The sequence below is a fragment of the Pseudomonas fitomaticsae genome, from assembly GCF_021018765.1.
GTDB lineage: Bacteria > Pseudomonadota > Gammaproteobacteria > Pseudomonadales > Pseudomonadaceae > Aquipseudomonas > Aquipseudomonas fitomaticsae.
The window spans coordinates 5,930,833-5,956,938 of record NZ_CP075567.1 but is presented as its reverse complement, the minus strand read 5'-3'; the positions used below and the strand labels follow the sequence as shown (position 1 = coordinate 5,956,938).

Below are 26,106 nucleotides of genomic sequence, written 5' to 3'. Positions count from 1 at the left end.
AAGCCATCGTTCCAATCAGACTGGGCCTGCTGACTCTATGCGAATGCGCCTTATGTTACTGGGCGGCGGAAATGCCCTTGGGCAGGCGCTGATTCGCCTCGGTGCAGAGGAAGACATCGGTTTCCTCGCCCCCCGCCCGCCCGAAGACGGCTGGGATGCCGCGAGCCTGACCCAATTGCTCGACGACACCCGTCCCGATGCATTGATCAACCTTGCCTACTATTTCGACTGGTTCCAGGCCGAGACCGTCAGCGAAAGCCGTCTGGCCGGGCAAGAACGCGCCATCGAGCGACTGGCCGAACTGTGCCAGCACCACAACATCGTGCTGGTGCAGCCGTCCAGTTATCGGGTGTTCGACGGTTCCCGCGCCACCGCCTACAGCGAAAAGGACGAGCCCGTGCCATTGGGCCTGCGCGGTCAGGCCCTGTGGCGGATCGAGCAGAGCGTGCGCGCCACTTGCCCGCAACACGTGCTGCTGCGCTTCGGCTGGCTGCTCGACGACAGCCCGGAAGGCACCCTCGGGCGCTTCCTGGCCCGGGCCGAACAGCCGGAAGAATTGCTGCTGGCCGATGACCGCCGTGGCAACCCAACCCCGGTCGACGATGCGGCACGGGTGATCATTTCGGTGCTCAAGCAACTCGATTGCGCCGCGCCGCTGTGGGGCACTTACCACTACGCCGGCCACGAGGCGACCACGCCGCTGGCGCTGGGCCAGGCGATTCTCAGCGAAGCGCGCAGCCTGCACCCGCTGGCCATCGAAGCCCCGACCGCCCAGGCCCACGCCGCGCGGCCGGATGCCGCCGAAGAACCGCAACACGCGGTGCTCGCCTGCAAGAAAATTCTGCACACCTTCGGGATCAAGCCGCGCGCCTGGCGTGCCGCGCTCCCGGGCTTACTGGATAGGTTTTATCGTCATGGCTGAAGGCCCTGTTCTCATCACCGGCGGCGCCGGTTTCATCGGCTCGCACCTGACTGACGCGCTGCTTGCCAACGGCCATTCGGTGCGGATCCTCGATGATCTGTCGACCGGCAAGCGCAGCAACCTGCCGCTGGATAATCCCAAGGTCGAACTGATCGTCGGCGATGTGGCCGATGCTGCTCTGGTCGCACAAGCGATGCAGGGTTGCAGTGCGGTCGCCCATCTGGCCGCCGTCGCTTCGGTGCAGGCGTCGGTGGACGATCCGGTGAAAACCCACCAGAGCAATTTCATCGGCACGCTGAACGTCTGCGAAGCCATGCGCGAGGCCGGCGTCAAACGTGTGCTGTATGCCTCCAGCGCAGCCGTTTACGGCAACAATGGCGAAGGCGAGTCGATTGACGAAGATACGCCCAAGGCGCCGTTGACGCCTTATGCGTCGGACAAACTGGCTGGCGAGCAGTACTTCGATTTCTATCGCCGCCAGCATGGTCTGGAACCGGCGATCTTCCGCTTCTTCAACATCTTCGGCCCGCGTCAGGATCCGTCCTCGCCGTACTCCGGGGTGATCAGCATCTTCAGCGAACGCGCGCAGAAAGGCCTGCCGATCACCGTGTTCGGCGATGGCGAGCAGACCCGGGATTTCATGTACGTCGAAGACCTGGTCGACGTGCTGGTGCAGGCGATCGAGAAGCCGCAAGTGGATGTCGGTGCGGTGAACGTCGGCTGGAATCGGGCGACCAATCTCAAGCAGATGCTGGCCGCGCTCGAAGCGGTGGTCGGCGAGTTGCCGCCCGTCAGCTATGGCCCGGCGCGCTCCGGTGACATCCGTCATTCGCGGGCGAACAACCGCCGGTTGCTTGAGCGATTCAAGTGCCCGACGCCAACACCTATGAACGTCGGCCTGGCCCGTCTGCTCGGCCGCTGAGCTTCTCGCAGACATGAAAAAGGCGCCTTTTGACAGGCGCCTTTTTCACGGCCGGAATTCGGGTTTCACCCCGGTTTCCTGTAGCGAGGGAGCTTGCTCCCCGGTCGATGGCGTAACATCGCCGTCAGTTCTGAGCCTGCCCGCCACCAAGCCTCATTCACCACCACGTGAACGTTCTTTAGAACTTGTAGCCTAGACCAACCATGTAAATGAAGGGATCAACGTCCACGTTCACCCGTGCACGGGTGCCCGGGGCCACGGCGTTGTTCTCAACAGTGGCGCGGGTATCGATGTCGATGTAGCGCACCTGGGCGTTGAGCATGATGTTGTCGGTCAGCATGTAGTCGGCGCCGACCTGCCAGGCCAGGCCCCAGGAGTTTTTCGCCTTGAAGTTGCTGAAGCCGTTGGACTGGGCTTCGCTGCCGACGTGTTCGTCGTAGATCCAGGTGTAGTTGATGCCGCCGCCGATGTACGGCTGGAACGCGGACTTCGCGTCCAGCGGGTAGTAGACGACGCTCAGGGTCGGTGGCAGGTGTTTCAGGGTGCCGAGCTTGCCGTTGGCGGCTGGCAGGGCAGTGCCCTTGAGCTTCACGTCATGCTCGAACGGGGAGGCGGCCAACAACTCGATACCGATGTTGTTGGTCAGCATGTAGGCGAAGTTCAGACCCAGTTGGGTGTCGCTGCTCATGGTCGCCTTGCCGCCCAGGTTGGTGCCGCTCAGCGGACCCTGATCGACCTTGACGCTGGAGCTGTCGGCCTTCGGGTTGACGGTGATCGCACCGGCACGAACGATGATGTCACCGGCTTCGTGGGCGTGGGCGAGCGGGGCTGCGAGCGCGAGGGCAAACAGCGAGGCGCTGAGCAAGGACTTGTTCATGGAAGCTCCCAAAGGACGTTAAAAATGTTTGATGTCCTATGGTACGAATCCGTCTGATACGGTCTTTTGACTCAGCTCAATGAAACAGTGATGCCCCGGATTTTTGTGGAACTTTCATGGCCTCATCGCTGGCAAGCCAGCTCCCGCAGTGATCGAGTCGTTAACAAATTTTGTGATCACCAACAAAACCTGTGGGAGCTGGCTTGCCAGCGATAGGGCCCTGACAAGGAATAAAGAACCAACAGATTTACTCCGGCAGTTCGTAGACGTAAATCTTGTCCGCTTCCATCTGATACCCGGCATCGGCCAGTTCGCTGGTGGACTGCTTGACCTGCAACGGCCCTTCCACCCAGTACGGCTGATACAGCTCGTCGAGCTTCACGCCGAGTTCGCTTTTCACGTGCACGATCTGGTTCGACGGCGGTGGCGGCACGTGGATGCAGGCGCCGAAATACGGCACCAGCAGAAAGTCCGTGGTGCGACCTTCTTCGCTGACTTCCAGCGGCACGATGTAGCCCGGCAGGCGGATGTTCTGGCCGTCGAGGCTTTGCACCACGGGGGCGTTGGGCATGTCCTGCTTGGCTGCTGGCGCGGACTCGGCGGACAGCGCGTCGCTCATCTTCGACAGGTCGTGCAGCGGCGTCATGTTCGGCACTTCCGGCGCCGCGTCCGGTGGGATCATCTCCGACCAGGTCAGGTCTTTCGGCGCCGCCGCCCACACGGGCAGGGCGACCAGCAACAGCAGCGCAAGCACGGCGCGGGGCATGGTGAACATCCTCATAAACGGATCGACAGGCCATCGGCCAGGGATTGGCGATACGCGCGCCAGGCCGGCACGCTGCCCATCAGCAGCGCGGCAGCCAGAATGCCACCGAGCAGCGTCCATTCATACTCGCTTGGCCACGCCAGCGGCAGAAACAGCCCGTAATTGGCCTGCACATAACCCTGCGCCGCAGCGATGCCGATATACAACAACGCCAGCCCGGCGATCACCCCGGTCAGCGCCAAGGCAAACGCTTCCAGCACCAGCAGACTTGCGATATGCCACGGCCGAGCGCCCACCGAACGCAGGATCGCCATCTCGCGGCGGCGTTCGTTGAGGCTGGTGAGAATCGCCGTGAGCATGCCGATCAACCCGGTCAGCACCACGAACAGCGAGACCACGAACAGCGCTTTTTCAGCGGTGCTCATCAGGCTCCACAACTCCTGCAAGGCCACGCCCGGCAGAATCGCCAGCATCGGCTCGCCACGGAATTCGTTGATCTCCCGTTGCAGGGCGAAGGTGGAAATCTTGCTGTTGAGGCCGAGCATGAACGCGGTGATCGCTTGCGGCGTCAGGTCCATGTTTCGCGCCTGATCGGCGCTGATCCGGCCGTTGCCACGGGCCGGCACACCGTTGTGCCAGTCGATGTGGATCGCCTCCATGCCGCCGAGGCTGATGTGTAGCGTGCGGTCCACCGGGGTGCCGGTGCGCTTGAGAATCCCGACCACGGTGAACGGTTTGTCGTCGTGCTTGACCAGGCTGATCGCCGCCACGCCGTGGGCCAGTACCAGTTTGTCGCCTAGCTTGTAATGCAGCGCCTCGGCCACTTCGGCACCGAGCACCACTTCGAACGGATCGGTGGCGAAGGCGCGGCCATCCGCCAGTTCCAGATGCTGCTGGCGACCGTACTGGTAATGCTCGAAATAGGCTTCGGTGGTGCCCATCACCCGGTAGCCGCGATGGGAGTCACCGAGGGACATCGGAATTGCCCACTTCACCTTCGGGTTGCTGGCGAAGTGTTCGAAGCTGTCCCAGCGGATGTTGTTGGTGGCGTTGCCAATGCGAAATACCGAGTACAGAAGCAGGTTCACCGAGCCCGAGCGGGCGCCGACGATCAGGTCGGTGCCGCTGATGGTGCTGGCGAAACTGGCCTTGGCTTCGGTGCGCACCCGCTCCACCGCCAGCAGCAGGCAGACGGAGAGGGCGATGGCGAAAGCGGTGAGCAGGGCGGTGAAACGCCGGTTGGCGAGGCTGGCCATGGCCAGACGGAACAGATACATCTCAGACCTCGGCAGACGTGGCGGCGCGATTGAGTTCGGCCAGGGACAGGTGACGGTCGAACAGCGGCGCCAGGCTCTGGTCGTGGCTGACGAACAACAGACTTGAGCCGGCTTCGCGGCATTCGGCGAACAGCAGGCGAATGAAGTTTTCCCGGGCGTCGTAATCCAGCGCCGAGGTCGGTTCGTCGGCGATCACCAGTTCCGGCTGACCGATCAACGCACGGGCCGCGGCGACCCGCTGTTGCTGACCGATCGACAGCGAATCGGCGCGGCGACTCAGGATGCTTTCGTCCTTCAGGCCCAGGTGGGCGAGCAGGGTGGCGGCAGCCTGATCGACACTGCCATGACGCTGCTTCGCACGGTCTGCCCGCAGCTTCGAAAAGTGGCACGGCAGCTCGACGTTCTCGCGCACCGAGAGAAACGGCAGCAGGTTGAACTGCTGGAAAATGTAGCCGGTGTGATCGACGCGAAAACGATCACGGGCGCCGGCACCCAGTTCGGTCAGCTCCTGGCCGAGCAGGCGAATGCTGCCGCGGCCGGGTTTCTGCACCCCGCCAAGCAGGCCGAGCAGGGTGGTCTTGCCGCTGCCGCTGGGTCCCTTGAGGAACAGGGTTTCGCCGGCTTCCAGACGAAACGCCGGGATATCCAGCAGCGGCGGGTGACCGGGCCAGTTGAAGCCCAGGTCGGACAGTTCGATGAGTGCTTGGGTCATGGCGCCGTTTCGTGTCAGAACTTCAGGGCGGCGGCCTTGGCCGTCACTTCCGTGCCTTGCTGGCCGCTCGGGCTGATCAGTTGTACCTGAATTTTCTGGGTGGCCGGGAAGGTATTGAACAGGTTCGCCAGATCCAGGGTTTTCAACGCGCCCGGCGCCGCGCAGCTGAACTGGTAGTGGGCGTGGATTTCGCTGTGGTCGTGATGATGCTCGTGACCGTCCTTGCCGGCTTCTTCTTCGTCGTCGTGGTCGTCGTCGGCATCAGGCTTGTCGCCGAACAGCGGGCTTTCCAGTTCCTGGCTGGTGACCTTGCAACCGGCGGCGGCCGGCAGGCTGAACAGCGCCAGCGGTTTTTCCAGCTGCGCACGAGCGGCTGCGACCTTGGCCTTGTCGGCATCGCTGGTGGCGACGTGTTCAAAACCGACGAGGTTCATCGCCGGGCTTTCCAGCTCCAGCTCCAGAGTCTGGCCATCGAGTGCAGCGTTCAGGCGTCCGACGCCATGTTCGTGGGCACCGAGGCTGCCGTGCTCATGGTCGTGATCATGCTCATCGGCAGCATGGGCGATGGCCAGCGGCAACAGGGCAAACGGCAAAGCGAGCAGCAGACGACGCATGGCGGTCTCCGGGAAGTAAAGTGAAGAGTTTGTTATGTAATCTTATAACGAAAGTGCGCAGAGTTTGCCCGCCTGAAACGCTTTGCGCAAGGCATGACTGAGCACCGTCCGGGATGTTCCCGGAGCGGTACGTAGATTGAGTGTCACGATTGTTGAATCAGAATCCGGCGCCGGGATAGTCGAACCAGTAGCCTCCCGTTAGCACATGACGGATCAGGCTTTCGTCGAGCAGATTCGGAGCATCGCGAGTGAAGCGCTGACGCCAGGCTGGAAGCCACCAGTAGTTGATCGCCGTGCCGCGCGGAAGTAGCACCACCTTCATGACCTCCGGATCTATTCTGTGCTCTGAGTAGAGTTGATGGCTGCGATCCATGAAGCCCATGTACTGACTGATCGGCAACTGGAACATCAACGCCGTAGTGAAGATTTTTTCACTCTCACTGAACGCGGGATTCTGCAGTATCTGTAACGCTTCACAGGCGTACGGCTTTGGTTGGCCGGCAATTTTTTGGCCTTCGGGAGTAGAAAGTATGTCGAAGCGGTCATCCATATCCCGCCATCCGATACGTCTATTACTTTCAAAGTAATTGTGAACGGTGGCGGTCAACGGCCCTGGCGTTGCGCCTTCGGAGGTGCAGGCTGAAAGGTCGGAAGGCGACCAAAAGCGCCATGCCACAACGAGCAGGAGTGAAGCAGCCAGGATTATCCAGAGTCGTTTCATTGTGGTTTGCTGTACTTGTAACGTCGGAAGATTGTGAAGTCATGGTCACCGCGAGCAGCATTGCCCGATGCGATTCGAAAACCTGCGTCGTTGACTTCGATTTTGTCCCAGCCTGCTGAAATGCAGACACCCTGAGTCAGAACAAATCCGACGTGACCGCTGGCATCAGAGTAATTGACAGCATACGCACCAACGTCTCCGGGCAGGGGTGATTTCTCTGCGTTCCAGCTATTGAGCAGCCGGGTCTCATCTGCCCATTCCCCCGCGGTTGGCGGGCTTACTTTGGAATAGCCCGGGATGTATTTTGAAGAGCCGTGTTCGATCATTGCCACGTTGACACCGATGGCAGTCAATACGTCATAGACGAACACATTGCACTTGTTTGATTCCGCCCTGAACTCCACGCTTTTCTTAAGCGTTGGATGCGGTAAAGAATGTTTGACTTTGTTGCCGGCCCATTCAGTCGAACCTCGGTGTGATAGCGCCTCCATCAGTATGCGGCGCGGCATGTCCTGGATGACTACCTTTACGGTGCGGGTTTCATCCCTCCGTTTGACGCCATACTCGACCTCGTAGAATGTGTCGTTAGAGACTTTGCCACTGGTGGATAGGGGCACTTTTACCCAAGGTGATACTGCAACTATCGACAGCGATTTACCTGAATTCAGAGTGGATGTATGCATTGCCTTTTTTGCGCCGGAGTTACCAACAATTTGAACGGTGACTTCGTAGCTGTCACGGCTTTTTATCGAAGGTAATTTCTGGGCATCCGAGCGAGTAATAGCGGTTTGAGTCTTGTCCGAAAGGAGCGAGTAAATGCGGGGTTTGTCATCGTTTTGAACGATGTTGTCATCAATGACAAGTCCGTCGATCAGCAACTGAAACTTCACGCCTTTTGGCGGCTGCATCAGAAAGTCTTTAAAGACGAGTTTGATTTCCGACTTCATGGCAAGTCCTGATTCAGGGGTTCTTCATAAGCGTAAAACGTCCACTCGGACTCTTCACCGACCAACAGAGTGTCGTAATCCGAATGGCTTTCCACAGGGTGTTCGCAGCCTTCGCCTGTTGCATTACAAGTGATGTCTTGCAGGACGGCTGTTTTTTTCTTGTCTTTGAGTCTGTAGGCCAGACCTGGTTTCTGCGTGTCGTCCAGACGTTCGATGATCACTTGCAGATAACGATGTGAAGCCACGGCCGCAATCGGTGGGCCCATATCGATAGGGGCAGGACGGCCAATGCCGGCGAAGCCGCTATGTTGCTGAGTGAGCAGTTTGTTGGCCATGGGCGGGCAGCCGCAGGCGACATAGTCACCCTCCAGTGCAGCCGGACCGGCGGGCAGGATCAGAGTTCTTTCGCCAACGGCGACAATCGGTCCCTGGCCAGCACTGCACGCAGGGCAACTGGCAAGTTGCCCGATCGAGGCGATGATTTTGCCTTCGATACGCAGGTTTTCGTTTCCTTCGAGAATCACACCACCTGTAGAGGTGGGGCCTCCCTTCGACGCCAGTTTTCTTCCTGAAGACATGGGGTTCCTTCCCATGAAAAAAAGAAGATATGTAGCCGATAAAGCAAGCGTCGCCAGCTCCTGACACTTGGCGTTACACAAGTCCCATGGGAGCATGAAGGTCAGAAATGTGCGGGAGCGAAACTTATGTTGCGGATACGCGGAACCGTCGGCGAATTGCCGGTGGATTTGACCCTGGAACTGGATGAAAGCGACTGGGCGCGGCTCGGTGCGCAGTTTGGCGTGCAGGTGCAGACGGCCCAGCCCCAGACAGCAGCAGCGCCTGTGGCGAAACCGGCGAATCAGGATGACGCGTTGTGGCAGGTCGCCAGGGATCTGTTGCGCAAGGCCGGGCAGCTCAGCGGGCCGGAGCTGCTGGATCAGCTCGAAGGGCTGACCGGCAGCGCGGTGGCGGGCAAGCGCTTGCTGGTGCGCCTGCGTCATTCATCTGATGTGAAAGTGCTGAGCGGCGGGGATACGCCGCTCTACAGCTGGATCGAGTAAGCGCTTAGTACAGCGCCGCAAACACCTTGCGCCGGTAAGCGGTCACCAGCGGGTGATCGTTGCCCAGCAGTTCGAACACTTGCAGCAAGGTCTTGTGTGGCAAGCCTTCGCCGTAGCTGCGGTTGCGGATGAACAGCTTGAGCAGTGCGTCCAGCGCCGCTTCGTATTGCTGACGGGCCAGTTGCTGGATCGCCAGTTGATACACCGCTTCGTCGTCCTGCGGGTTCTGCGCCAGACGGCTCTTCAGGTCGGCGGCATCCGGCAGGTCGCGGGCCAGACCAAGGAACTTGATCTGCGCCTTGGCACCGGCCAGTGCAGCCTTGTGCTCGTCGCTCTTGACCGCGTCGAGCACGGTTTGCGCTTCGCCCAGCTCACCGCGTTCGGTCAGGCAACGAGCGTAAAGAATCAGCGCCTTGGCGTTGGTGTTGTCTTCGCCCAGCAGCGTAACAAGCGTCGCTTCCGCGTCGGCGTAACGGCCTTCGTCAAACAGTGCCTGAGCCTGTTCGAACGGATCGGCGGCGGACGGCGCGGGCATCTGCACATGCGGTTCAAGCAGGGCGCGCACGGCGGATTCCGGTTGCGCACCGGCAAAGCCATCCACCGGTTGACCGTCCTTGAACAGCACCACGGTCGGTAGGCTACGGATGCCGAAACGGGCGACGATGTCCTGCTCGATATCGCAATTGACCTTGGCCAGCAGCAACTCGCCCTGATAGCTCTCAGCGATGCCTTGCAGCATCGGCATCAGCGCCTTGCACGGCGCACACCATTCGGCCCAGAAATCCACCAGCACCGGTTTTTGAAAGGAGGCCTCGATCACCGACTGGTCGAAGTCGGCCGTCGTGGCGTCGAAGATGTACGGCGTTTGCTGACTCATGGGGTATCTCGTAAAAGCGTGAATGGGGCAACTATACGGTCAGGCGCGGGCCGCATGGTAGAGGCTGACATGGCGAAACTCTTCGGGCTCGGCCAGATCTGGCAGGGTCATGGCTTCAAGCATTTCGATGCGCCGGTACAACGGATGACGGAAGTCCCGGACCCGCGAATCCGCCACCAGCGCTTCGCGGCCACGGCTCAGGAAGGCGTCGAGCAGCGGCAGGTTTTCCCGGTCGTAGAGAACGTCGGCCACCAGGATCAGATCGAAGCGATCCGCCTCGGCGAAGAAGTCCGTGGAATAACTCATCTGCACATCATTGAGTTCGGCATTCGCCCGACAGGCGGCAATCGCCAGCGGGTCGAGGTCGCAGGCCACCACCTCCAGCGCGCCGGCTTTCACCGCCGCGATGCCGGCAATCCCGGAACCGGCGCCGAAATCCAGCACCCGCTTGCCTCGCACCCACTCGGGAAACTCCGCCAGATAACGCGCCACCGCCAGACCACTGGCCCAGCAGAAACTCCAGTAGGGCGGTTCATGCAGGATTCGTTGGGTTTCTTCCTGACTGAATTCGCGCGCCATGTTGTCGCCGTCTATCAGCCACAGCTGCAAATCGGTGTCCGGCAACGCACAGGCTTTCAGTCGGGCGTCGCCGAGCAACTCGCCCAGCGACTGTTGCAGGTCTAACGGTGCATTCATGGTGCTTTGACAAATTGCAGCTGGCCCAGCGCCTGGGTGGTTGGCTGAGTGATGGTCTGCGACGGCAGGTGCAGGATCAACTGGCCGGACTGGCTGGCGCGGCCGCGCAACTCAACCCGCGCGCCCACCGGGAAAGCGTCGGGGTTGAAGCGCAGATGGAACGGCAGAATCTGGTTGTTGCCGATCAGGCTGGAACTGGCGAGCAACTGTTGCGGGCGATCCTTTGCGTCGATCACCAGCAGCGCCAGTTCGACTTCGGCACCGGCCGGCACGCCTTGCAGGGTGCCGCTCAGTTCGCGCTGATAGGCCGGCAGCGGACCGAGGTCGGCGGCTTCCCGGGCTTTTTTCTGCGCCTGTTGCGGCGCCGGGCCCGGCGTGGGCGGCTGAGGCTTGGGCGCATCGCTGCCACAGGCCACCAGCAGGCTGAAAACACTGAGCAAAACGAGCGGTCGTAGGGACATTGGCGGCTCCAGCAAAATGAAATCCATGGATCAAACGATCATGGCAGTCTGTATACCGCAAAGCCTATGGCTTGTCTTGCCACCGGGATGCGCTACCATGGCCCTCCCTTTTTTTGTTGCCAGCCACCATGCACTGTCCCTTCTGCGGTGCCAACGACACCAAGGTCATCGACTCGCGTCTGGTCGCCGAGGGCGAACAGGTGCGCCGCCGGCGTGAATGCCTGGCCTGCGGCGAACGTTTCACGACGTTCGAGACGGCCGAACTGGTGTTGCCGCGCCTGATCAAAACCGATGGCAGCCGCCAACCGTTCGACGAAGAAAAACTCCGCGCCGGCATGCAACGCGCCCTGGAGAAACGTCCGGTGAGCGTCGAGCGCCTCGAATCCTCGCTGGTCCATATCAAGCACAAGCTGCGCGCCACCGGCGAACGCGAGGTCAAATCCCTCGTGGTCGGCGAACTGGTGATGGCCGAGCTGCAAAAGCTCGATGAAGTGGCCTACATCCGTTTCGCTTCCGTGTACCGCCGCTTCCAGGACCTCAACGAGTTCCGCGAAGAGATCGACCGCCTCGCCCGCGAACCGGTGAAAGAATGACCACCGCCGCCGAGCAGGCCATCCTCGACGCCCACTTCATGGCCCGGGCCCTGGAGCTGGCGCGCAAGGGACATTACACGACGCACCCCAATCCACGGGTCGGCTGCGTGATCGTGCGTGATGGGCAGATTGTCGGCGAAGGCTGGCATGAACGCGCCGGCGAACCCCACGCCGAAGTCCATGCCCTGCGCGCCGCGGGTGAACTGGCCCGGGGCGCCACGGCTTACGTGACCCTTGAACCTTGCAGCCACCACGGCCGTACGCCGCCGTGTGCCGATGCGCTGGTGAATGCCGGTGTTGGCCGTGTGGTCGCGGCAATGCGCGATCCGAATCCACAAGTCGCCGGGCGCGGTCTGCAGCGTCTGGCCGATGCCGGCATCGCCACCAAAAGCGGCGTGCTGGAAGCTGAGGCACGCAAGCTCAATCAAGGTTTTCTGAAGCGCATGGAACACGGCTTGCCGTTCGTGCGGGTCAAATTGGCCATGAGCCTCGACGGCCGCACGGCGATGGAAAGCGGCGAGAGCCAGTGGATCACCGGACCGGCCGCGCGTTCGGCGGTGCAGCGTCTGCGCGCCCAGGCCAGCGTGGTGCTGACCGGTGCCGACACGGTGCTGGCCGATGGCGCACGCTTGACCGTTCGCGGTGAAGAGCTGGGGCTGGATGCCGAACAAACCGCGCTGGCCCTGAGCCGTCCGCCACTGCGGGTGCTGATCGATGGGCGTCTGCGAGTGCCGCTGGATGCGCCGTTCTTCAAGGCCGGCCCGGCGCTGGTCGCCACCTGCGTGGCCATCGAAGAACAGTACGCCCACGGTCCGGAATGCCTGATCGTGCCGGGCGATGACGGTCAGGTCGATCTGCATCAATTGCTGATCGAACTGGCCAACCGTGGCGTCAACGAAGTGCTGGTCGAGGCCGGTCCGCGACTGGCCGGCGCGTTTGCCCAGCTCGGTCTGGTCGACGAGTTCGTGATCTTCATTGCCGGCAAGTTCCTCGGCTCCACGGCGCGTCCGCTTCTGGACTGGCCGCTGGCCTACATGAAGGATGCGCCGGAGCTGAAAATCACTGAAATTCGCGCGGTTGGCGATGACTGGCGAGTCACTGCAATCCCTGTCTCATCGGCGAGCGTATAATTCCCGGCCATCGCGTTAGCGCTGGCTTCGTTCTCAAGGAGAACCCCATGTTTACCGGCATCATCGAATCCATCGGCAGTATCCGCGCACTGACCCCAAAGGGCGGTGATGTGCGGGTGCATGTCGAAACCGGCAAGCTCGACCTGAGCGACGTCAAACTCGGCGACAGCATCGCGGTCAACGGCGTGTGCCTGACTGCCGTGGAGCTGCCGGGCAATGGCTTCGCCGCCGACGTCAGCCGCGAAACCCTCGACTGCACCGCCATGAATGACCTGAAAAGCGGCAGCCCGGTCAACCTGGAAAAAGCCCTGACCCCGACCACCCGTCTCGGCGGCCATCTGGTCAGCGGTCACGTCGACGGTGTCGGCGAAGTGGTTTCGCGCAGCGACAATGCCCGCGCCGTGGAATTTCGCATCCGCGCGCCGAAAGAGCTGGCCAAGTACATCGCCCACAAAGGCTCGATCACCGTCGACGGCACCAGCCTGACCGTGAACGCGGTCGATGGCGCTGAATTCCTGCTGACGATCATTCCGCACACCCTGAGCGAGACCATCATGGCGTCCTACAAGCCAGGTCGCCGGGTGAACCTGGAAGTCGACTTGCTGGCGCGTTATCTCGAGCGTCTGCTGCTGGGCGACAAGGCTGCCGAGCCAACGTCCGGTGGCATCACTGAAAGCTTTCTGGCCGCCAACGGCTACCTCAAATCCTGACTGAAGGGGGTGCCTTGTGGCGCTCAATAGCATCGAAGAACTGGTTGAAGACATCCGCCAAGGCAAGATGGTCATCCTCATGGATGACGAAGACCGCGAGAACGAAGGCGACCTGATCATGGCCGCCGAATGCTGCAAGGCCGAGCACATCAACTTCATGGCCAAGCACGCCCGTGGCCTGATCTGCATGCCGATGAGCCGCGAGCGCTGCGAAACCCTGAAGCTGCCGCTGATGGCGCCACGCAACGGTTCCGGTTTCGGCACCAAGTTCACCGTCTCGATCGAAGCCGCCGAAGGCGTGACCACCGGCATCTCCGCCGCCGACCGCGCACGCACCGTGCAAGCGGCCGCCGCGAAAGACGCGAAAGCCGAAGACATCGTCAGCCCTGGCCACATTTTCCCGCTGATGGCTCAGGCCGGTGGCACCCTGGCCCGCGCCGGTCACACTGAAGCCGCTTGCGACCTGGCGCGCATGGCCGGTTTCGAGCCGAGCGGCGTGATCTGCGAAGTGATGAATGACGACGGCACCATGTCCCGTCGCGCCGAACTGGAAGCTTTCGCCGCCGAACACGACATCAAGATCGGCACCATCGCCGACCTGATTCACTACCGGATGATCCACGAACGTACCGTTCAGCGGATTGCCGAGCAGCCGCTGGACAGCGAACTGGGCCAATTCAACCTGGTGACCTATCGTGATTCCGTGGAAGGCGACGTGCACATGGCACTGACCCTGGGCACCGTTTGCGCCGAAGAACCGACCCTGGTTCGCGTGCACAACATGGACCCGCTGCGCGACCTGCTGATGGTCAAGCAACCGGGCCGCTGGAGCCTGCGCGCCGCCATGGCTGCGGTCGCCGAGGCCGGCAGCGGTGTGGTGTTGCTGCTTGGTCACCCACTGGATGGCGACGTGCTGCTGGCGCACATCCGCGAAACCGGCGATCAGGCGGCGGTGAAAAAACCGACCACCTACAGCATCGTCGGTGCCGGTTCGCAGATCCTGCGTGACCTCGGCGTACGCAAAATGCGTTTGATGAGCGCGCCGATGAAGTTCAATGCGATATCCGGTTTCGATCTGGAAGTTGTAGAATACGTGCCCTCCGAATAATGACCGGTTGTTTCCGGCTCCGAATTCGCGGCAAATAAATCACTGAGGGACGCGAAACAGACGCGTCCCGGCTCTTTAAGAGATCTGACGAATGACCCTGAAGACCATCGAAGGTACCTTCATCGCCCCTAAAGGCCGCTACGCTTTGGTAGTGGGCCGTTTCAACAGCTTCGTGGTTGAAAGCTTGGTCAGCGGTGCAGTTGATGCCCTGGTTCGCCACGGCGTGAGCGAAAGCGACATCACCATCATCCGCGCACCTGGCGCCTTCGAAATCCCGCTGGTTGCGCAGAAAGTCGCCCAGAAAGGCGAGTTCGCAGCAATCATCGCCCTGGGCGCGGTCATTCGTGGCGGTACTCCGCACTTCGAATACGTGGCTGGCGAGTGCACCAAGGGCCTGGCCCAGGTGTCCATGGAATTCGGCGTACCGGTCGCTTTCGGCGTCCTGACCGTTGATTCCATCGAGCAAGCCATCGAACGTTCCGGCACCAAGGCCGGCAACAAAGGTGCTGAAGCTGCCCTGTCCGCTCTGGAAATGGTCAGCCTGCTGGCGCAGTTGGAGGCCAAGTGATTAGCGACGAAAGCGATCGTTTCAACCCGCGCGATCCGAAACCTGCGGATGCCGGCAAGCCATCGAAAAGCGCCAAGCGCCGCGAAGCCCGTCAGCTCGCGACCCAGGCCCTGTATCAGTGGCACATGGCTCGGCAGTCGTTGAACGAGATCGAAGCGCAGTTCCGGGTCGATAACGATTTCACCGATGTCGACGGTGCTTACTTCCGCGAAATCCTGCACGGGGTTCCGCAGTTCAAGACCGAAATCGACAACGCGCTCACGCCTTGCCTGGACCTGGCGATCGAAGAGCTGGATCCGGTTGAACTGGCGGTTCTGCGCCTGTCCACCTGGGAACTGCTCAAGCGCGTCGACGTGCCGTACCGCGTTGTGATCAACGAAGGTATCGAACTGGCCAAGGTGTTCGGTTCGACCGACGGCCACAAGTTCGTCAACGGCGTGCTCGACAAGCTGGCTCCGCGCCTGCGTGAAGCTGAAGTGAAGGCGTTCAAGCGCTGATCGGCGCTTGAATACTTTTTCTCAGCCATGGGCGAGTTTGAGCTGATCCGCAATTTCTTCGCCGCCGCGCCTTGTGCGCAGGGCGGCGAAGGCGTTGCACTGGGGATCGGCGACGACTGCGCCTTGCTGGCGGTTCCTTCCGGGGAACAGCTGGCGGTTTCCACCGATACGCTGGTGGCCGGCGTGCATTTCGCCGATCCCTGCGATCCGTTTCTGCTCGGTCAGCGCTCGCTGGCCGTGGCGGTCAGCGACCTCGCTGCCATGGGCGCCACGCCCGTCGCCTTTACCCTTGCCCTGACCCTGCCGACGGTGACCGCCGATTGGCTGCAAGCCTATGCCCGCGGTTTGAACCGCATGGCGCAGGGCTGCGGCGTGGCACTGGTCGGCGGCGACACGACGCGCGGGCCGTTGAGCCTGACCGTCACCGTGTTCGGCCGCGTCCCGGCCGGCAAAGCGCTGACTCGCAGCGGCGCGCAGCCGGGCGATCTGCTGTGTGTCGGCGGCGAACTGGGCAATGCCGCCGGGGCCTTGCCGCTGGTGCTGGGGCAGCGTGACGCCGAATCGCATATCGCCCAACCGTTGCTCGATCATTACTGGTCGCCGCAACCACAACTCGCCCTCGGCCAGGCCCTGCGTGGCAAGGCTACGTCGGCGCTGGACATCTCCGATGGGCTGCTCGCCGACTGTGGTCATATCGCGCTGGCCTCAAAGGTTCGCCTCGAGGTCGAGCGCGAGCGTGTTCCGTTGTCGGATGCGCTGGTGGCGTTTCTCGGTCAGCGTGGCGCCGAGCGTGCGGCGTTGAGCGGTGGCGATGATTACGTGCTGGCCTTCACCCTGCCGTCCGTCGAGTTGCCGGCGCTGCTCGCCGATGGCTGGCCGATCCATGTGATCGGCCGCGTTACGCAAGGGCAGGGCGTGGTGCTGCTGGATCGCGACGGGCACGACATCACCCCGCAAATCCGGGGTTATCAACATTTTCAGGAGTCACCGTGACAGATCACCCGAAACAGGTTCCGGCCGAATTCGTTCCGCCGTCGGTCTGGCGCAATCCCTGGCATTTCCTCGCGTTCGGCTTCGGCTCGGGCACCTTGCCCAAGGCGCCGGGCACTTGGGGCTCGTTAGTTGCGCTACCCTTTATCCCGTTGTGGCAGATGCTGCCCGACTGGGGTTACTGGCTGATGCTCGGGATCACCATGCTGTTCGGCTTCTGGTTGTGCGGCAAAGTGGCCGACGATCTGCGGGTGCACGACCACGAAGGCATCGTCTGGGACGAAATGGTCGGGATGTGGATCACCCTGTGGCTGGTGCCGGAAGGCTGGTACTGGTTGCTCGCCGGGTTCCTGGTATTCCGCTTCTTCGACATTCTCAAGCCGTGGCCGATCCGCTGGATCGACCGGCATGTTCACGGCGGCGTCGGCATCATGCTCGACGACGTGCTGGCCGGCGTGTTTGCCTGGCTGGCGATGCAGGGACTGGTGTGGCTTTTCGCCTGATTTCCAGGCGTGGATGAGGGACACAGGGATGACTCGACGCTGGTTGGCGATAGTGGTTTTGACCTTGCTTGGCGCCATGGCCCAGGCACAGGACGCACCGCCGTCGGTCATTCACCTGGCCAGCGAAGACTGGGAAGACTACACCGCCGCCGATGGCCATGGTCTGGGTTGGGATGTGTTGCGCAAAGTCTTCGAGCCGGCCGGCGTGACCCTGGATATTCGCACCGTGCCCTACACCCGCTCGGTCGGGCTGGTGCAGTTGAAGGAAGCCGACGCACTGGTCGGTTCCTATCGCGGTGAAGCCGAGCAGGTGCTGTACCCGAAATGGAACTTCGATTCCGACCACATCTACGCGCTCGGGCTGGCCAGCAATCCATCGCCGACCCAGGCGACGCTGGGTAAATACCGACTGGCCTGGGTGCGCGGCTATCGCTACGAAACCTACCTGCCGAACGTCAAACGCTTCAACCAGATCGAGCGCCGCACCGGGATCCTGTCGATGCTCAAGCAGGGGCGGGCGGATTACTACATCGATGCGCTGACGGAAATCGAAGCGGTGGTGAGAAACGCCGCCGATCCGTCGCAATACCGTTATTCACATCTGGCGGAGTTGCCGCTGTACCTCGGTTTCGCCGATACCCCGCAAGGCCGCGCACTGATGTCGCTGTACGACCGGCGCATGGAGCAACTGGTGAAGAGCGGCGAGTTGAAGCCGATCTTCGAGCGCTGGAAGCAACCGTATCCCTTCGAATGAACGCGATAAGGGCGAGCCTGTTATCAAACTTTTTGATCGTTATGGCCGATAATTCAGCCTAAGCGCCTGCGGGAACCTGCTGTTACAATGCCGCCCAGCGAATCTTCAGACTTTTCAGATCAGGAGCACACCGGTGCCTGTCGTTTTTGTCGCCGCTTCCAAGCTGCCAACGCCTTTTGCGCAATTCACCATGCACGGTTTTCTCGATGAAGCCACCGGCCGCGAGCACGTCGTGCTGAGCCTGGGTGAGATTGCCGACGGTGCCCCGGTACTCGGCCGTCTGCACTCCGAATGCCTGACCGGCGATGCCTTGTTCAGCCAGCGTTGCGACTGCGGTTCGCAACTTGAGGGCGCCCTCAAGGCCATCGCTCGTGAAGGCCGTGGCGTGTTGCTGTACCTGCGTCAGGAAGGGCGCGGGATCGGTCTTTTGAACAAGATTCGTGCCTACGAATTGCAGGACGGCGGCGCCGACACCGTTGAAGCCAACGAGCGTCTGGGCTTTGCCGCCGACCAGCGTGACTACGCCATGTGCCTGCCGATGCTCGAGCATCTGGGCGTCAAATCCCTGCGCCTGATGACCAACAACCCGCGCAAGGTCAAAGCCTTGACCGACATGGGCATCGTCGTCGCCGAGCGCGTGCCGCTGCACACCGGCCACAACCCGCACAACAAACTCTATCTGGCGACCAAGGCCAGCAAGCTCGACCACATGATGGGCAACGAGCATCAGGGTGAGGTAGACCGGGCGTGACCCGCGGGCAAGTGCGGCGCCGTCTGTCGATCGCCTGGTGGAAATACCTGGCGCTGGCACTGGTGCCGCTGTTCGTGATCAACGCTGTATTCGGTCAGGGCGAGGCAATTCTGCCGGTGCTGGCGATGCCTTTCTTTATCGCTGGCGTGGCCTCGATGTTTGTCAGCCTGAAGTTTTTCGGGCGCTACAAACATGCGCTGATCGCCACGCAAAAAGCCCTCGACACCCCTGAAGAACCCGCTGCCTGGATCGCCCTGGCGGCATGCCTTCGCAGTGCATACGTGGTCGCGGCATTGCCGGCATGGATTGGTGCGCTGGCGGTGTTCGTCGGCCTTGAAGCGGTGCCGCTGATGTTGCTGGCGCTGTCCACGGCGGTGCTGTTCTACCTCTACCGTATCCCGCGTCAACTCGCTTGATGCGTCGTCTCTGGCTGGCGGTTCTGCTGCTGGCCGTCAGCGGTGAAACGGTGGCCGCCCTGCGGGTGGTCAGCCTCGCGCCATCCCTGTCCGAAATCGTGGTTGAACTGGATTCGGCCGATCTGCTGGTCGGCGTGCTGGATGCCGGTGAGCGCCCATCCGCGATCAAGGACGTGCCTTCGGTGGGGCGTTACGGCCAGCTCGACATGGAGCGGTTGCTCAGCCTCAAGCCTGACTTGTTGCTGTTGTGGCCGGGCAGTGTCGGCCCGGCGCAGCGCGACCAGCTCAAACGACTGAATATCCCGACTTTTGTTGCCGAGCCCCACAGTCTCGAACAGCTGACCGCGCAGATTGAGGCCATCGCGACACAGCTTGGTCGTCCTGAGCGTGGGGGCGCGCGGGCCAGCGAGTTGCGGCAAAACCTCGATGAGCTGCGTCAGCGCTACCGGCGGGAAGTGCCGCTGCGGGTGTTTTATCAGGTCTGGGACAAGCCGCTGTACACCGTCGGTGGCGGGCAGATCATCAGCGATGCGCTTGAAGTGTGCGGGGCGCGCAATGTGTTCGCCGACTTGAGACTGCCAGCGCCGCAGGTGAGCATCGAAGCGGTTTTACAGCGTGATCCCGAGGTGATTCTGGCCGGTGATCAGCCGCAACTGGACGCGTGGAACGCCTGGCCGCAGGTGGCAGCGGTCAAACACGGGCAATTGCTGCTGGTCACCGATAAAGGCCTTGAGCGCCCCAGCGGGCAGATGATCGAGGCGACCGCCAAGCTCTGCCGGTTGATCGCGCCAGATCGTTAGAGCTGCGGCGTCCAGGTCACGCCGAACATGAACGCCCGACCTTCCTCGCGATAGCCATACTGACTGCCGTCATGGCTGTACAGCGCCCGGCTGTAACCCTTGTCCAGCAGGTTATCGACCTTGAAATCCAGCTTGATCTCGCGGTTCAGCGCCCAGCTGCTGCGCAGTCCGAGCAGCGCATAACCACCCAATGGTTGTTGATTGTTCAGGTCGTCATAACTGCTGCTGACGGCCTGCCAGCTGGCGCCGAGGCCAAGGCGATCAAATTGCCGGTCCAGATCCCAGCTCAAGGTGCGACGGGCACGACGTGCCAAGGTGTGGCCGGTGTCGCGGTCGCGGGGATCGATGATCGCCACGCCGAGGTTGCTCTGCCAGCCGAACAGCTCCTGTTTCAACGCTGCTTCGAAGCCGTTGATCCGTGCCGAGGCGACGTTTTCCGGGCGTGAGTTGCTGCCGAAGATGATCGCGTCTTCCAGATCGGTCCGGTACAGCGAGGCTTCGAGACGGCTGCTGTCGCTCAACTGGCTGCGCCATTGCAGCTCGTAGCTTTTCGAGGTTTCCGGTTTCAGGTCGGGGTTGCTGAAGTCCGGGTAATACAGATCGTTGAATGTCGGTGCGCGGAAGCCTTCGCTGTAGCTGAGCAGCAGATCGTTGTCCGGGTTGACCGGCAACGTCAGCGTGCCGCTCCAGCTGTTCTGGCCGCCGAACTGCTGGTTGTCATCGCGGCGCAGGCCCAGTTCGGTGGAGAAACTGTCGGCCTGGAAGCGATGCTGGATGAAGGCTGCGCGGTTCCAGCGGCTGTCTTCGTCGAACGCGGTGCTGCTGTTGATCCGGTCTTCGTACCAGTCACCGCCAAGGATCAGGCTGTTGCGCGCATCGAGGGTCAGGTCGTTCTGCCAGGTCACCGAATCACGGTAGGTGTTGAACACCGAGCGTTCGTCGCTGAGCTTGTCGAAGGACTTCTCGCGGTTTTCGCTGTGGCCGAGTTCCAGGCGCGATTTCCAGCGCTCGTTGATCCGCGCGTCGATGTAGCTGCTGAAACTGCTGACGGTGAAATCGCTGTAAGGCTGCTGCTGGAGGGAGTCGAAGGTCACCGGGTCGAAGCGCCCGAACGGGTTGTCGAACTCGCTTTTGCCCCGGTTATCCAGCAGATTGGCGCCAACTTCGATGTCATCGGTCAACGCATGGCTGAGGCTCAGGCTGAGGGATTTATTGCGGTAGGCATCGTGATCGCTGTCGCTGGGATAGGACTCGTGGGTACGGTCGAGGCCGGCGGTTTCATCGAGGCTGGCGCCGAGGTTGAAACGGGTTTTTTCATCGCCTCCGGACAGACCGACACTGCGTTCCCAGGTCTGGTTGCTGCCGAAGCCCACATGCATCCGCGGCTGCAAGCCTTGTTCGCCACCGCGCCGAGTGAAGATCTGAATCACCCCACCAATCGCATCGCTGCCGTAAATCACCGAACGAGAACCGCGCAGCACTTCCACGCGCTCGATCTGCTCGATGTTCAGGTGTTGCAGGTTGCTGTCGCCGGACGTCGAGTTGCCGATGCGCTGGCCGTCGACCAGCACCAGGCTCTGCGCCGATTGCGTGCCACGGATGTAAATACCCGGAAGACTCCCGCGTCCGCCGGTTTGCGCGACTTGCACGCCCGGTACCCGTTGCAGCAGATCGGTGACGCTGCGCGGTTGCAGGCGTTCGATGTCTTCGCGGGTGAACACGGTGTTGGCGGCGCTGCTGTCGTTGCGTGCTTCGACCTGGCGGTTGGCGCTGATCAGCATGTCCGGCAGCTTCAGGGCCTGATCGCGTTCGAAGGTGTCAGCGAGGGCGTTGGTTGTGGGCAGCAGCAGGAGGGGCAGGGCGAGGCGCGAGAGGTTCATCGGTATTCCGTTGGTATTTCTGGTGTGCACAAATCAAATGTGGGAGCGGGCTTGCTCGCGAAGGCGGAGTGTCAGTCAACTCATCATCGACTGATCCGACGCTTTCGCGAGCAAGCCCGCTCCCACATGGGGTTTTGCGTGTATCCAGCGAGTTAGCGGTTAAGCAGTTCCAGGCGCTCACGCACCGCCGCTTCGATCCCCACTTCATCCAGCCCGCACTCGGCCAGCATCTGCGCCGGTTTCGCGTGCTCGACATAAACGTCCGGCAAGCCCAGGTGCAGTACCGACTTGAGGATGTTCTCGCGGGCGAGGAACTCGCTGACCGCGCCACCGGCACCGCCCATGATCGCGTTTTCTTCGATGGTCACCAGCAGGTCGTGGTTGTTGGCGATCTCGCGCACCAGCGCTTCGTCCATCGGTTTGACGAAGCGCATGTCGACCACGGTCGCGTCCAGCGTCTCGGCGACTTTCAGGGCTTCGGCCATTTGCACGCCGAACACCAGCAGGGCGACCTTGCTGCCCTGACGACGAACCACACCCTTGCCGATTTCGATCGGTTCGAGGTCTTTCTCGATGGTCGCGTTCGGGCCGGTGCCGCGTGGATAACGCACCGCCGCCGGGCCGTTGTACAGGTGGCCGGTGGTGAGCATCTTGCGCAGTTCGTTTTCATCGCTCGGGGTCATGATGACCATGCCCGGGATGCAACGCAGGAACGAAAGGTCGAAGCTGCCGGCGTGGGTCGGGCCGTCTTCGCCCACCAGACCGGCGCGGTCGATGGCGAACAGCACGTCGAGGTTCTGCACCGCAACGTCATGCACCAACTGGTCGTAACCGCGTTGCAGGAACGTCGAATAGATCGCCACCACCGGTTTCGCGCCTTCGCAGGCCATGCCGGCCGCGAGAGTCACGGCGTGTTGCTCGGCAATCGCCACGTCGAAGTAGCGCAGCGGGAAGCGTTCGCTGAACGCCACCAGGTCCGAGCCTTCCTTCATCGCCGGGGTGATGCCCACCAGGCGCGGGTCGGCAGCGGCCATGTCGCACAGCCATTCACCGAACACGCCGGAGTACTTCGGCCCGCCGGCCTTCTTCGGCGCTGCGGCCGGAGCGTCCAGCGGTTCGAGTTTGGTGATGGCGTGGTAACCGATCGGGTCGACTTCCGCCGGGGCGAAGCCTTTGCCTTTCTTGGTGACGATGTGCAGGAATTGCGGGCCTTTCAGATCGCGCATGTTGCGCAAGGTGGCGATCAGGGTCGGCAGGTCGTGGCCGTCGATCGGGCCGATGTAGTTCCAGCCCAGTTCTTCGAACAGGGTGCCGGGAACCAGCATGCCTTTGGCGTATTCTTCGGTACGACGGGCGATTTCCCAGGCGCCGGGCAGGCGCGACAGCACTTTCTTGCTGCCTTCACGCATGCTCGCGTAAGTGCGGCTGGAAAGGATCTTCGCCAGATAGTTCGACAGACCGCCGACGTTGCGCGAGATCGACATGTCGTTGTCGTTGAGGATCACCAGCATGTTGGCGTCGACTTCCGGCGCGTGGTTCAGCGCTTCGAACGCCATACCGGCGGTCAATGCGCCGTCGCCGATCACGGCAATCGCCTTGCGATCGCTGTTCTGCAGGCGGGCGGCGATGGCCATGCCCAGCGCGGCACTGATCGAGGTGCTGGAGTGGCCGACGCCGAACGTGTCGTACTCGCTCTCGGAACGGCGCGGGAAAGCCGCGATGCCGTCCTTCTGGCGCAGGGTTTCCATGCGCTCGCGACGACCGGTGAGGATCTTGTGCGGATAGGCCTGATGACCGACGTCCCACACCAGCCGGTCGTCCGGGGTGTCGAAGACGTAATGCAACGCGATGGTCAGCTCGATGACGCCCAGGCCGGCACCGAAATGCCCACCGGTCTGGCCGACCGTGTAGAGCAATTCCAGGCGCAACTCATCAGCCAGGGTTTCCAGCTCGGCTTCGCCTAACCGGCGCAGGCCGTCCGGCGTGTTAGCGCGGTCGAGCAGGGGCGTGGTCGGGCGCTTGCGGGGAATCTCATGAAACGTCGTGGGCATCAGGCGAATCGTTATAGGTATAAAAGATGCGGCAGTTTACCTGATGCATCGCCCCCTGCCCACGCGTTGGTCTTTTTTGGCTGATTAGCCTTCAGTTACGCCGATCGACGATATACCGGGCCAGATCGCGCAACGGCTCGGCAGCCGCGTCAAACGGTCGCAGCGCGTGCAGGGCCTGGTCGCGCAGTTCCAGTGCGTAGGCCTTGGCGGCGTCGAGGCCGAGCAGGGCCGGGTAGGTCGGCTTGTCGCGGGCGATGTCGGCACCCTGGCGCTTGCCGAGGGTTTCGGTATCGCTTTCGACGTCGAGGATGTCGTCCTGGACCTGGAACGCCAGGCCGATGGCCTGTGCATAAGTCTGCAGGGACTTGAGTTCATCCTTCTCGGCACGGCCGCTGGCCAGTGCGCCGAGCTTGACGCTGACTTCGATCAGCGCGCCGGTCTTGTGCCGGTGCATCTGTTCCAGGGCTTTCTGATCAAGCTTGAGGCCGACCGAACCGAGGTCGATGGCCTGACCGCCGACCATGCCGGCCGGGCCCGCCGCGTGCGCCAGCGCAGTGACCTGTTGCAGACGGATGTCCGCGCTCAGGTCGCTCAGACGCGGGTCGAGCAGGGCGCTGAACGCCAGACTCTGCAAGCCGTCGCCGGCGAGGATCGCGCAAGCTTCGTCGAATTTCTTGTGAGTAGTCGGCTGGCCGCGACGCAGATCGTCGTCGTCCATCGCCGGCAAATCGTCGTGCACCAGTGAATACGCGTGGATCAGCTCAACCGCACACGCCGCGCCGTTGGCCTGTTCGGCCCTGCCGCCAAGGGCTTCGCATGCCGCGTAGGCCAGCAGCGGACGCACGCGTTTGCCGCCGTTCATTACGCTGTAGCGCATGGCTTCATAGAGGCGCGCCAGTTCTGGTAGCGGGGCGTTGAACAGGGTTTCCAGTGCCGCGTTAACGCGGGCCTGGCTGGTAGCCGAATACGCTGCAATCATTCTGGCTGATCCGCGTCGAAGGGTTCCTCGGCGAGTTCGCCATCGCGCTCCAGCAACACCTGGACCTTCTGCTCGGCCTGGGCCAGCGCCGCCTGGCAGTCACGGGTCAGGCCGATGCCTTGTTCGAAAGCGGTCAGCGAGTCTTCCAGCGACAATTCACCGTTCTCCAGACGCTCCACCAGCGTTTGCAGGTCGGCGAGGGACTGTTCGAAATCCAGTGCAGCTTTTTTGCGGGCCATGGCGGCTAATTCCGGTTGACGTTAAACCGGCGCGACACTAGCAGATAGGGGGGGTATGGGCAAATGAGCGGGGGTTGCATCACCCTGCGGATTTGCCTGGAAAACTGATCTGATAGCGCGTGCTGCGCCCACCGCCGGGCAGGCGTTCGAGACAACCCTTTTCCAGCAGCTCCGCCAGATGTCGGGTCGCCGTCGCCTTGGAGACTTTCGCCACGGCCTGATACTGCGCCGCACTGATACCGTGCTCGAAACCGCGTTCACCACCGTCGAGCAGGCGGTTGAGCACTTTGATCTGCTCCACTGACAGCTCGGACTCTCGGTGCATTTGCCAGAAACGTGACTTGCCCAGCACGCCTTCAATCCGCGCGATGGCCTGTTGCAGGCTGCGCAGCAGGGTTTGCAGGAACCATGCGAGCCAGTCGGTGATGTCCAGCGTGGCTTTCTGGCTGGATTCGAGAATCCGGTAATAGCCCGCACGGTCGTCGAGAATGCTGGCGGACATCGCATAAAAACGAATCGCCTGCGCTTCGCCCTGAGCCAGTGCCAGATCGGTGAGGGTACGAGTCAGGCGCCCGTTGCCGTCGTCGAACGGGTGCAAGGTGACGAACCAGAAATGTGCGATACCGGCTCGCAGTAAAGGATCGAGGCCTGCCTGATGCTGACTGGCGTCGAACCATTTGAGAAAACTGTCGAGTTGTTGCTCGAGGCCTTGTCGCGGTGGCGCCTCGAAGTGCACGGTCGGGCGGTCGATTCGCCCGGAAACCACCTGCATTGGCTCATCGCCGCGTAGAGCGCCGACGTTGATTGCTCGCGAAAGGAAACCACTCTCCTGTTCTGGAAACAGCCATGAGTGCCATTCCAGCAATCGTTCCAGCGTCAGCGGTTCGGCGAAGCGTTGAGTCGCATCGAGCATCAGTTGCGCGAGCCCCTCGCTGCGCTTGCTGACTTTGTCGCCATCCGGTGATTCCAGCCCCAGACGTCGAGCCAATGAAGATCGCACGGATCCGACATTCAACTGCTCACCCTCGATGGCCGAGGAGGTCACGATGTTTTGCAGCAAAGCGTCCAGCTCTGTCTGCGCGCTCAGTGAATGGCTCACCGATCCCGCCATGCCCATCAATTGACCTTGTGCCTGAACACACTCGCGCAACAACGGTGCCAGGCATTCCGCCTGCCAGTTGAAGTCGGGCCAATCAGGCTGCTGCCAGATCCAGTGAGTCGCCATTAATTGCTGATCCTGAGTGCGTGAGCCGAATAGAAACGCTATTCGGCTCATTTTGTGAG

General features: G+C 61.9%; 31 protein-coding genes. 15 read left to right on the top strand and 16 right to left on the bottom strand.

The window, feature by feature from the left end; all coding sequences use genetic code 11:
• The first annotated feature begins 37 nt into the window (after nucleotides 1-37).
• Both KJY40_RS27020 and KJY40_RS27015 read left to right on the top strand, forming a co-directional pair.
• Nucleotides 38-922, top strand: a complete 885-nt coding sequence (locus tag KJY40_RS27020) for a sugar nucleotide-binding protein (protein WP_230733782.1) — start codon at nucleotides 38-40, stop codon at nucleotides 920-922.
• Complete coding sequence (locus KJY40_RS27015; RefSeq protein WP_230733781.1) at nucleotides 915-1,844, top strand: NAD-dependent epimerase/dehydratase family protein; 930 nt, start codon at nucleotides 915-917, stop codon at nucleotides 1,842-1,844. Before KJY40_RS27020 ends, KJY40_RS27015 begins: the two co-directional genes overlap by 8 nt.
• A 178-nt stretch (nucleotides 1,845-2,022) precedes the next feature.
• Here KJY40_RS27015 and KJY40_RS27010 read toward each other — a convergent pair whose 3' ends face one another.
• From KJY40_RS27010 to KJY40_RS26975, 8 genes are all read right to left on the bottom strand, one after another.
• On the bottom strand, nucleotides 2,023-2,721 hold the full coding sequence (locus KJY40_RS27010) for an OmpW/AlkL family protein (RefSeq protein ID WP_039771940.1): 699 nt from the start codon (nucleotides 2,719-2,721) through the stop codon (nucleotides 2,023-2,025).
• 247 nt (nucleotides 2,722-2,968) lie between these two features.
• Nucleotides 2,969-3,487: a DUF3299 domain-containing protein gene (locus KJY40_RS27005; RefSeq protein WP_064384123.1), complete on the bottom strand. Its 519-nt coding sequence runs from the start codon at nucleotides 3,485-3,487 to the stop codon at nucleotides 2,969-2,971.
• An 11-nt stretch (nucleotides 3,488-3,498) separates the two neighbouring features.
• The gene (locus KJY40_RS27000) at nucleotides 3,499-4,764 is read right to left on the bottom strand and encodes an ABC transporter permease (RefSeq protein ID WP_230733780.1); all 1,266 of its coding nucleotides are present in this window, start codon (nucleotides 4,762-4,764) and stop codon (nucleotides 3,499-3,501) included.
• A 1-nt stretch (nucleotide 4,765) separates the two neighbouring features.
• Nucleotides 4,766-5,476, bottom strand: a complete 711-nt coding sequence (locus KJY40_RS26995; RefSeq protein WP_230733779.1) for an ABC transporter ATP-binding protein — start codon at nucleotides 5,474-5,476, stop codon at nucleotides 4,766-4,768.
• A gap of 14 nt (nucleotides 5,477-5,490) precedes the next feature.
• Nucleotides 5,491-6,090, bottom strand: a complete 600-nt coding sequence (locus KJY40_RS26990; protein WP_230733778.1) for a DUF2796 domain-containing protein — start codon at nucleotides 6,088-6,090, stop codon at nucleotides 5,491-5,493.
• Nucleotides 6,091-6,247: 157 nt separating this feature from the next.
• Nucleotides 6,248-6,811, bottom strand: coding sequence for a hypothetical protein (locus KJY40_RS26985; protein WP_230733777.1), 564 nt, complete (start codon nucleotides 6,809-6,811; stop codon nucleotides 6,248-6,250).
• Nucleotides 6,808-7,758, bottom strand: a complete 951-nt coding sequence (locus KJY40_RS26980) for a CHAP domain-containing protein (protein ID WP_230733776.1) — start codon at nucleotides 7,756-7,758, stop codon at nucleotides 6,808-6,810. Before KJY40_RS26980 ends, KJY40_RS26985 begins: the two co-directional genes overlap by 4 nt.
• Nucleotides 7,755-8,336 (bottom strand): PAAR domain-containing protein, encoded by a 582-nt coding sequence (locus tag KJY40_RS26975; RefSeq protein WP_230733774.1) that lies wholly within the window; start codon nucleotides 8,334-8,336, stop codon nucleotides 7,755-7,757. The genes KJY40_RS26980 and KJY40_RS26975 overlap by 4 nt, the downstream gene beginning before the upstream one ends.
• Nucleotides 8,337-8,462: 126 nt before the next feature.
• Between KJY40_RS26975 and KJY40_RS26970 the strand changes: the two genes are divergently transcribed.
• Complete coding sequence (locus KJY40_RS26970) at nucleotides 8,463-8,819, top strand: hypothetical protein (RefSeq protein ID WP_230733773.1); 357 nt, start codon at nucleotides 8,463-8,465, stop codon at nucleotides 8,817-8,819.
• 4 nt (nucleotides 8,820-8,823) lie between these two features.
• Here the strand turns inward: KJY40_RS26970 and trxA are convergent, their stop codons facing one another.
• The 3 genes from trxA to KJY40_RS26955 are packed head-to-tail and all read right to left on the bottom strand — an operon-like array spanning nucleotide 8,824 to nucleotide 10,853.
• On the bottom strand, nucleotides 8,824-9,696 hold the full coding sequence (gene trxA, locus KJY40_RS26965; RefSeq protein WP_007955581.1) for a thioredoxin: 873 nt from the start codon (nucleotides 9,694-9,696) through the stop codon (nucleotides 8,824-8,826).
• A gap of 39 nt (nucleotides 9,697-9,735) precedes the next feature.
• The gene (locus KJY40_RS26960) at nucleotides 9,736-10,392 is read right to left on the bottom strand and encodes a class I SAM-dependent methyltransferase (RefSeq protein ID WP_085747612.1); all 657 of its coding nucleotides are present in this window, start codon (nucleotides 10,390-10,392) and stop codon (nucleotides 9,736-9,738) included.
• Nucleotides 10,389-10,853 carry a YbaY family lipoprotein gene (locus KJY40_RS26955; RefSeq protein ID WP_007955577.1) on the bottom strand — a complete coding sequence of 155 codons (465 nt, stop codon included), beginning with the start codon at nucleotides 10,851-10,853 and terminating at the stop codon, nucleotides 10,389-10,391. Before KJY40_RS26955 ends, KJY40_RS26960 begins: the two co-directional genes overlap by 4 nt.
• 128 nt (nucleotides 10,854-10,981) lie before the next feature.
• Between KJY40_RS26955 and nrdR the strand changes: the two genes are divergently transcribed.
• The 12 genes from nrdR (at nucleotide 10,982) to KJY40_RS26895 (ending at nucleotide 19,673) form a co-directional block, all read left to right on the top strand.
• Complete coding sequence (gene nrdR / locus KJY40_RS26950; RefSeq protein WP_003228656.1) at nucleotides 10,982-11,446, top strand: transcriptional regulator NrdR; 465 nt, start codon at nucleotides 10,982-10,984, stop codon at nucleotides 11,444-11,446.
• Nucleotides 11,443-12,576 (top strand): bifunctional diaminohydroxyphosphoribosylaminopyrimidine deaminase/5-amino-6-(5-phosphoribosylamino)uracil reductase RibD, encoded by a 1,134-nt coding sequence (gene ribD, locus KJY40_RS26945; RefSeq protein WP_230733772.1) that lies wholly within the window; start codon nucleotides 11,443-11,445, stop codon nucleotides 12,574-12,576. Before nrdR ends, ribD begins: the two co-directional genes overlap by 4 nt.
• A 47-nt stretch (nucleotides 12,577-12,623) precedes the next feature.
• The gene (locus KJY40_RS26940; RefSeq protein WP_007955571.1) at nucleotides 12,624-13,286 is read left to right on the top strand and encodes a riboflavin synthase; all 663 of its coding nucleotides are present in this window, start codon (nucleotides 12,624-12,626) and stop codon (nucleotides 13,284-13,286) included.
• A 16-nt stretch (nucleotides 13,287-13,302) separates the two neighbouring features.
• Complete coding sequence (gene ribBA / locus KJY40_RS26935) at nucleotides 13,303-14,394, top strand: bifunctional 3,4-dihydroxy-2-butanone-4-phosphate synthase/GTP cyclohydrolase II (RefSeq protein ID WP_007955569.1); 1,092 nt, start codon at nucleotides 13,303-13,305, stop codon at nucleotides 14,392-14,394.
• A 91-nt stretch (nucleotides 14,395-14,485) separates the two neighbouring features.
• A complete protein-coding gene (ribH, locus tag KJY40_RS26930; RefSeq protein ID WP_003228649.1) occupies nucleotides 14,486-14,962 on the top strand; it encodes a 6,7-dimethyl-8-ribityllumazine synthase in 477 nt (158 codons plus the stop codon).
• Complete coding sequence (nusB, locus tag KJY40_RS26925; protein ID WP_007955566.1) at nucleotides 14,959-15,459, top strand: transcription antitermination factor NusB; 501 nt, start codon at nucleotides 14,959-14,961, stop codon at nucleotides 15,457-15,459. Before ribH ends, nusB begins: the two co-directional genes overlap by 4 nt.
• Nucleotides 15,460-15,486: 27 nt before the next feature.
• Entirely contained in the window at nucleotides 15,487-16,452 is a 966-nt protein-coding gene (gene thiL / locus KJY40_RS26920) for a thiamine-phosphate kinase (protein ID WP_230733771.1), read from the top strand.
• Nucleotides 16,449-16,952 (top strand): phosphatidylglycerophosphatase A family protein, encoded by a 504-nt coding sequence (locus tag KJY40_RS26915; protein ID WP_085697647.1) that lies wholly within the window; start codon nucleotides 16,449-16,451, stop codon nucleotides 16,950-16,952. The genes thiL and KJY40_RS26915 overlap by 4 nt, the downstream gene beginning before the upstream one ends.
• A gap of 28 nt (nucleotides 16,953-16,980) precedes the next feature.
• Complete coding sequence (locus KJY40_RS26910) at nucleotides 16,981-17,706, top strand: substrate-binding periplasmic protein (protein ID WP_230733770.1); 726 nt, start codon at nucleotides 16,981-16,983, stop codon at nucleotides 17,704-17,706.
• Between the two features lie 133 nt (nucleotides 17,707-17,839).
• Nucleotides 17,840-18,457 carry a GTP cyclohydrolase II gene (gene ribA / locus KJY40_RS26905; RefSeq protein ID WP_007955551.1) on the top strand — a complete coding sequence of 206 codons (618 nt, stop codon included), beginning with the start codon at nucleotides 17,840-17,842 and terminating at the stop codon, nucleotides 18,455-18,457.
• Nucleotides 18,454-18,873 (top strand): MFS transporter, encoded by a 420-nt coding sequence (locus KJY40_RS26900; RefSeq protein WP_129972508.1) that lies wholly within the window; start codon nucleotides 18,454-18,456, stop codon nucleotides 18,871-18,873. The genes ribA and KJY40_RS26900 overlap by 4 nt, the downstream gene beginning before the upstream one ends.
• Nucleotides 18,873-19,673 (top strand): cobalamin-binding protein, encoded by an 801-nt coding sequence (locus tag KJY40_RS26895; RefSeq protein WP_230733768.1) that lies wholly within the window; start codon nucleotides 18,873-18,875, stop codon nucleotides 19,671-19,673. Before KJY40_RS26900 ends, KJY40_RS26895 begins: the two co-directional genes overlap by 1 nt.
• On the opposite strand, the gene KJY40_RS26890 is transcribed toward KJY40_RS26895, so the two are convergent.
• The 5 genes from KJY40_RS26890 to KJY40_RS26870 all read right to left on the bottom strand — a co-directional run bounded on the left by KJY40_RS26890 (nucleotide 19,670) and on the right by KJY40_RS26870 (nucleotide 26,047).
• Entirely contained in the window at nucleotides 19,670-21,553 is a 1,884-nt protein-coding gene (locus KJY40_RS26890; protein WP_230733766.1) for a TonB-dependent receptor domain-containing protein, read from the bottom strand. The genes KJY40_RS26895 and KJY40_RS26890 overlap by 4 nt on opposite strands.
• 152 nt (nucleotides 21,554-21,705) lie before the next feature.
• Nucleotides 21,706-23,604 (bottom strand): 1-deoxy-D-xylulose-5-phosphate synthase, encoded by a 1,899-nt coding sequence (gene dxs / locus KJY40_RS26885; RefSeq protein WP_230733765.1) that lies wholly within the window; start codon nucleotides 23,602-23,604, stop codon nucleotides 21,706-21,708.
• A gap of 91 nt (nucleotides 23,605-23,695) precedes the next feature.
• Complete coding sequence (gene ispA / locus KJY40_RS26880; protein WP_230733764.1) at nucleotides 23,696-24,583, bottom strand: (2E,6E)-farnesyl diphosphate synthase; 888 nt, start codon at nucleotides 24,581-24,583, stop codon at nucleotides 23,696-23,698.
• Nucleotides 24,580-24,822 (bottom strand): exodeoxyribonuclease VII small subunit, encoded by a 243-nt coding sequence (locus KJY40_RS26875; RefSeq protein ID WP_007894317.1) that lies wholly within the window; start codon nucleotides 24,820-24,822, stop codon nucleotides 24,580-24,582. The genes ispA and KJY40_RS26875 overlap by 4 nt, the downstream gene beginning before the upstream one ends.
• 79 nt (nucleotides 24,823-24,901) lie before the next feature.
• On the bottom strand, nucleotides 24,902-26,047 hold the full coding sequence (locus KJY40_RS26870) for a Fic family protein (protein WP_230733763.1): 1,146 nt from the start codon (nucleotides 26,045-26,047) through the stop codon (nucleotides 24,902-24,904).
• Nucleotides 26,048-26,106: the final 59 nt, after the last annotated feature.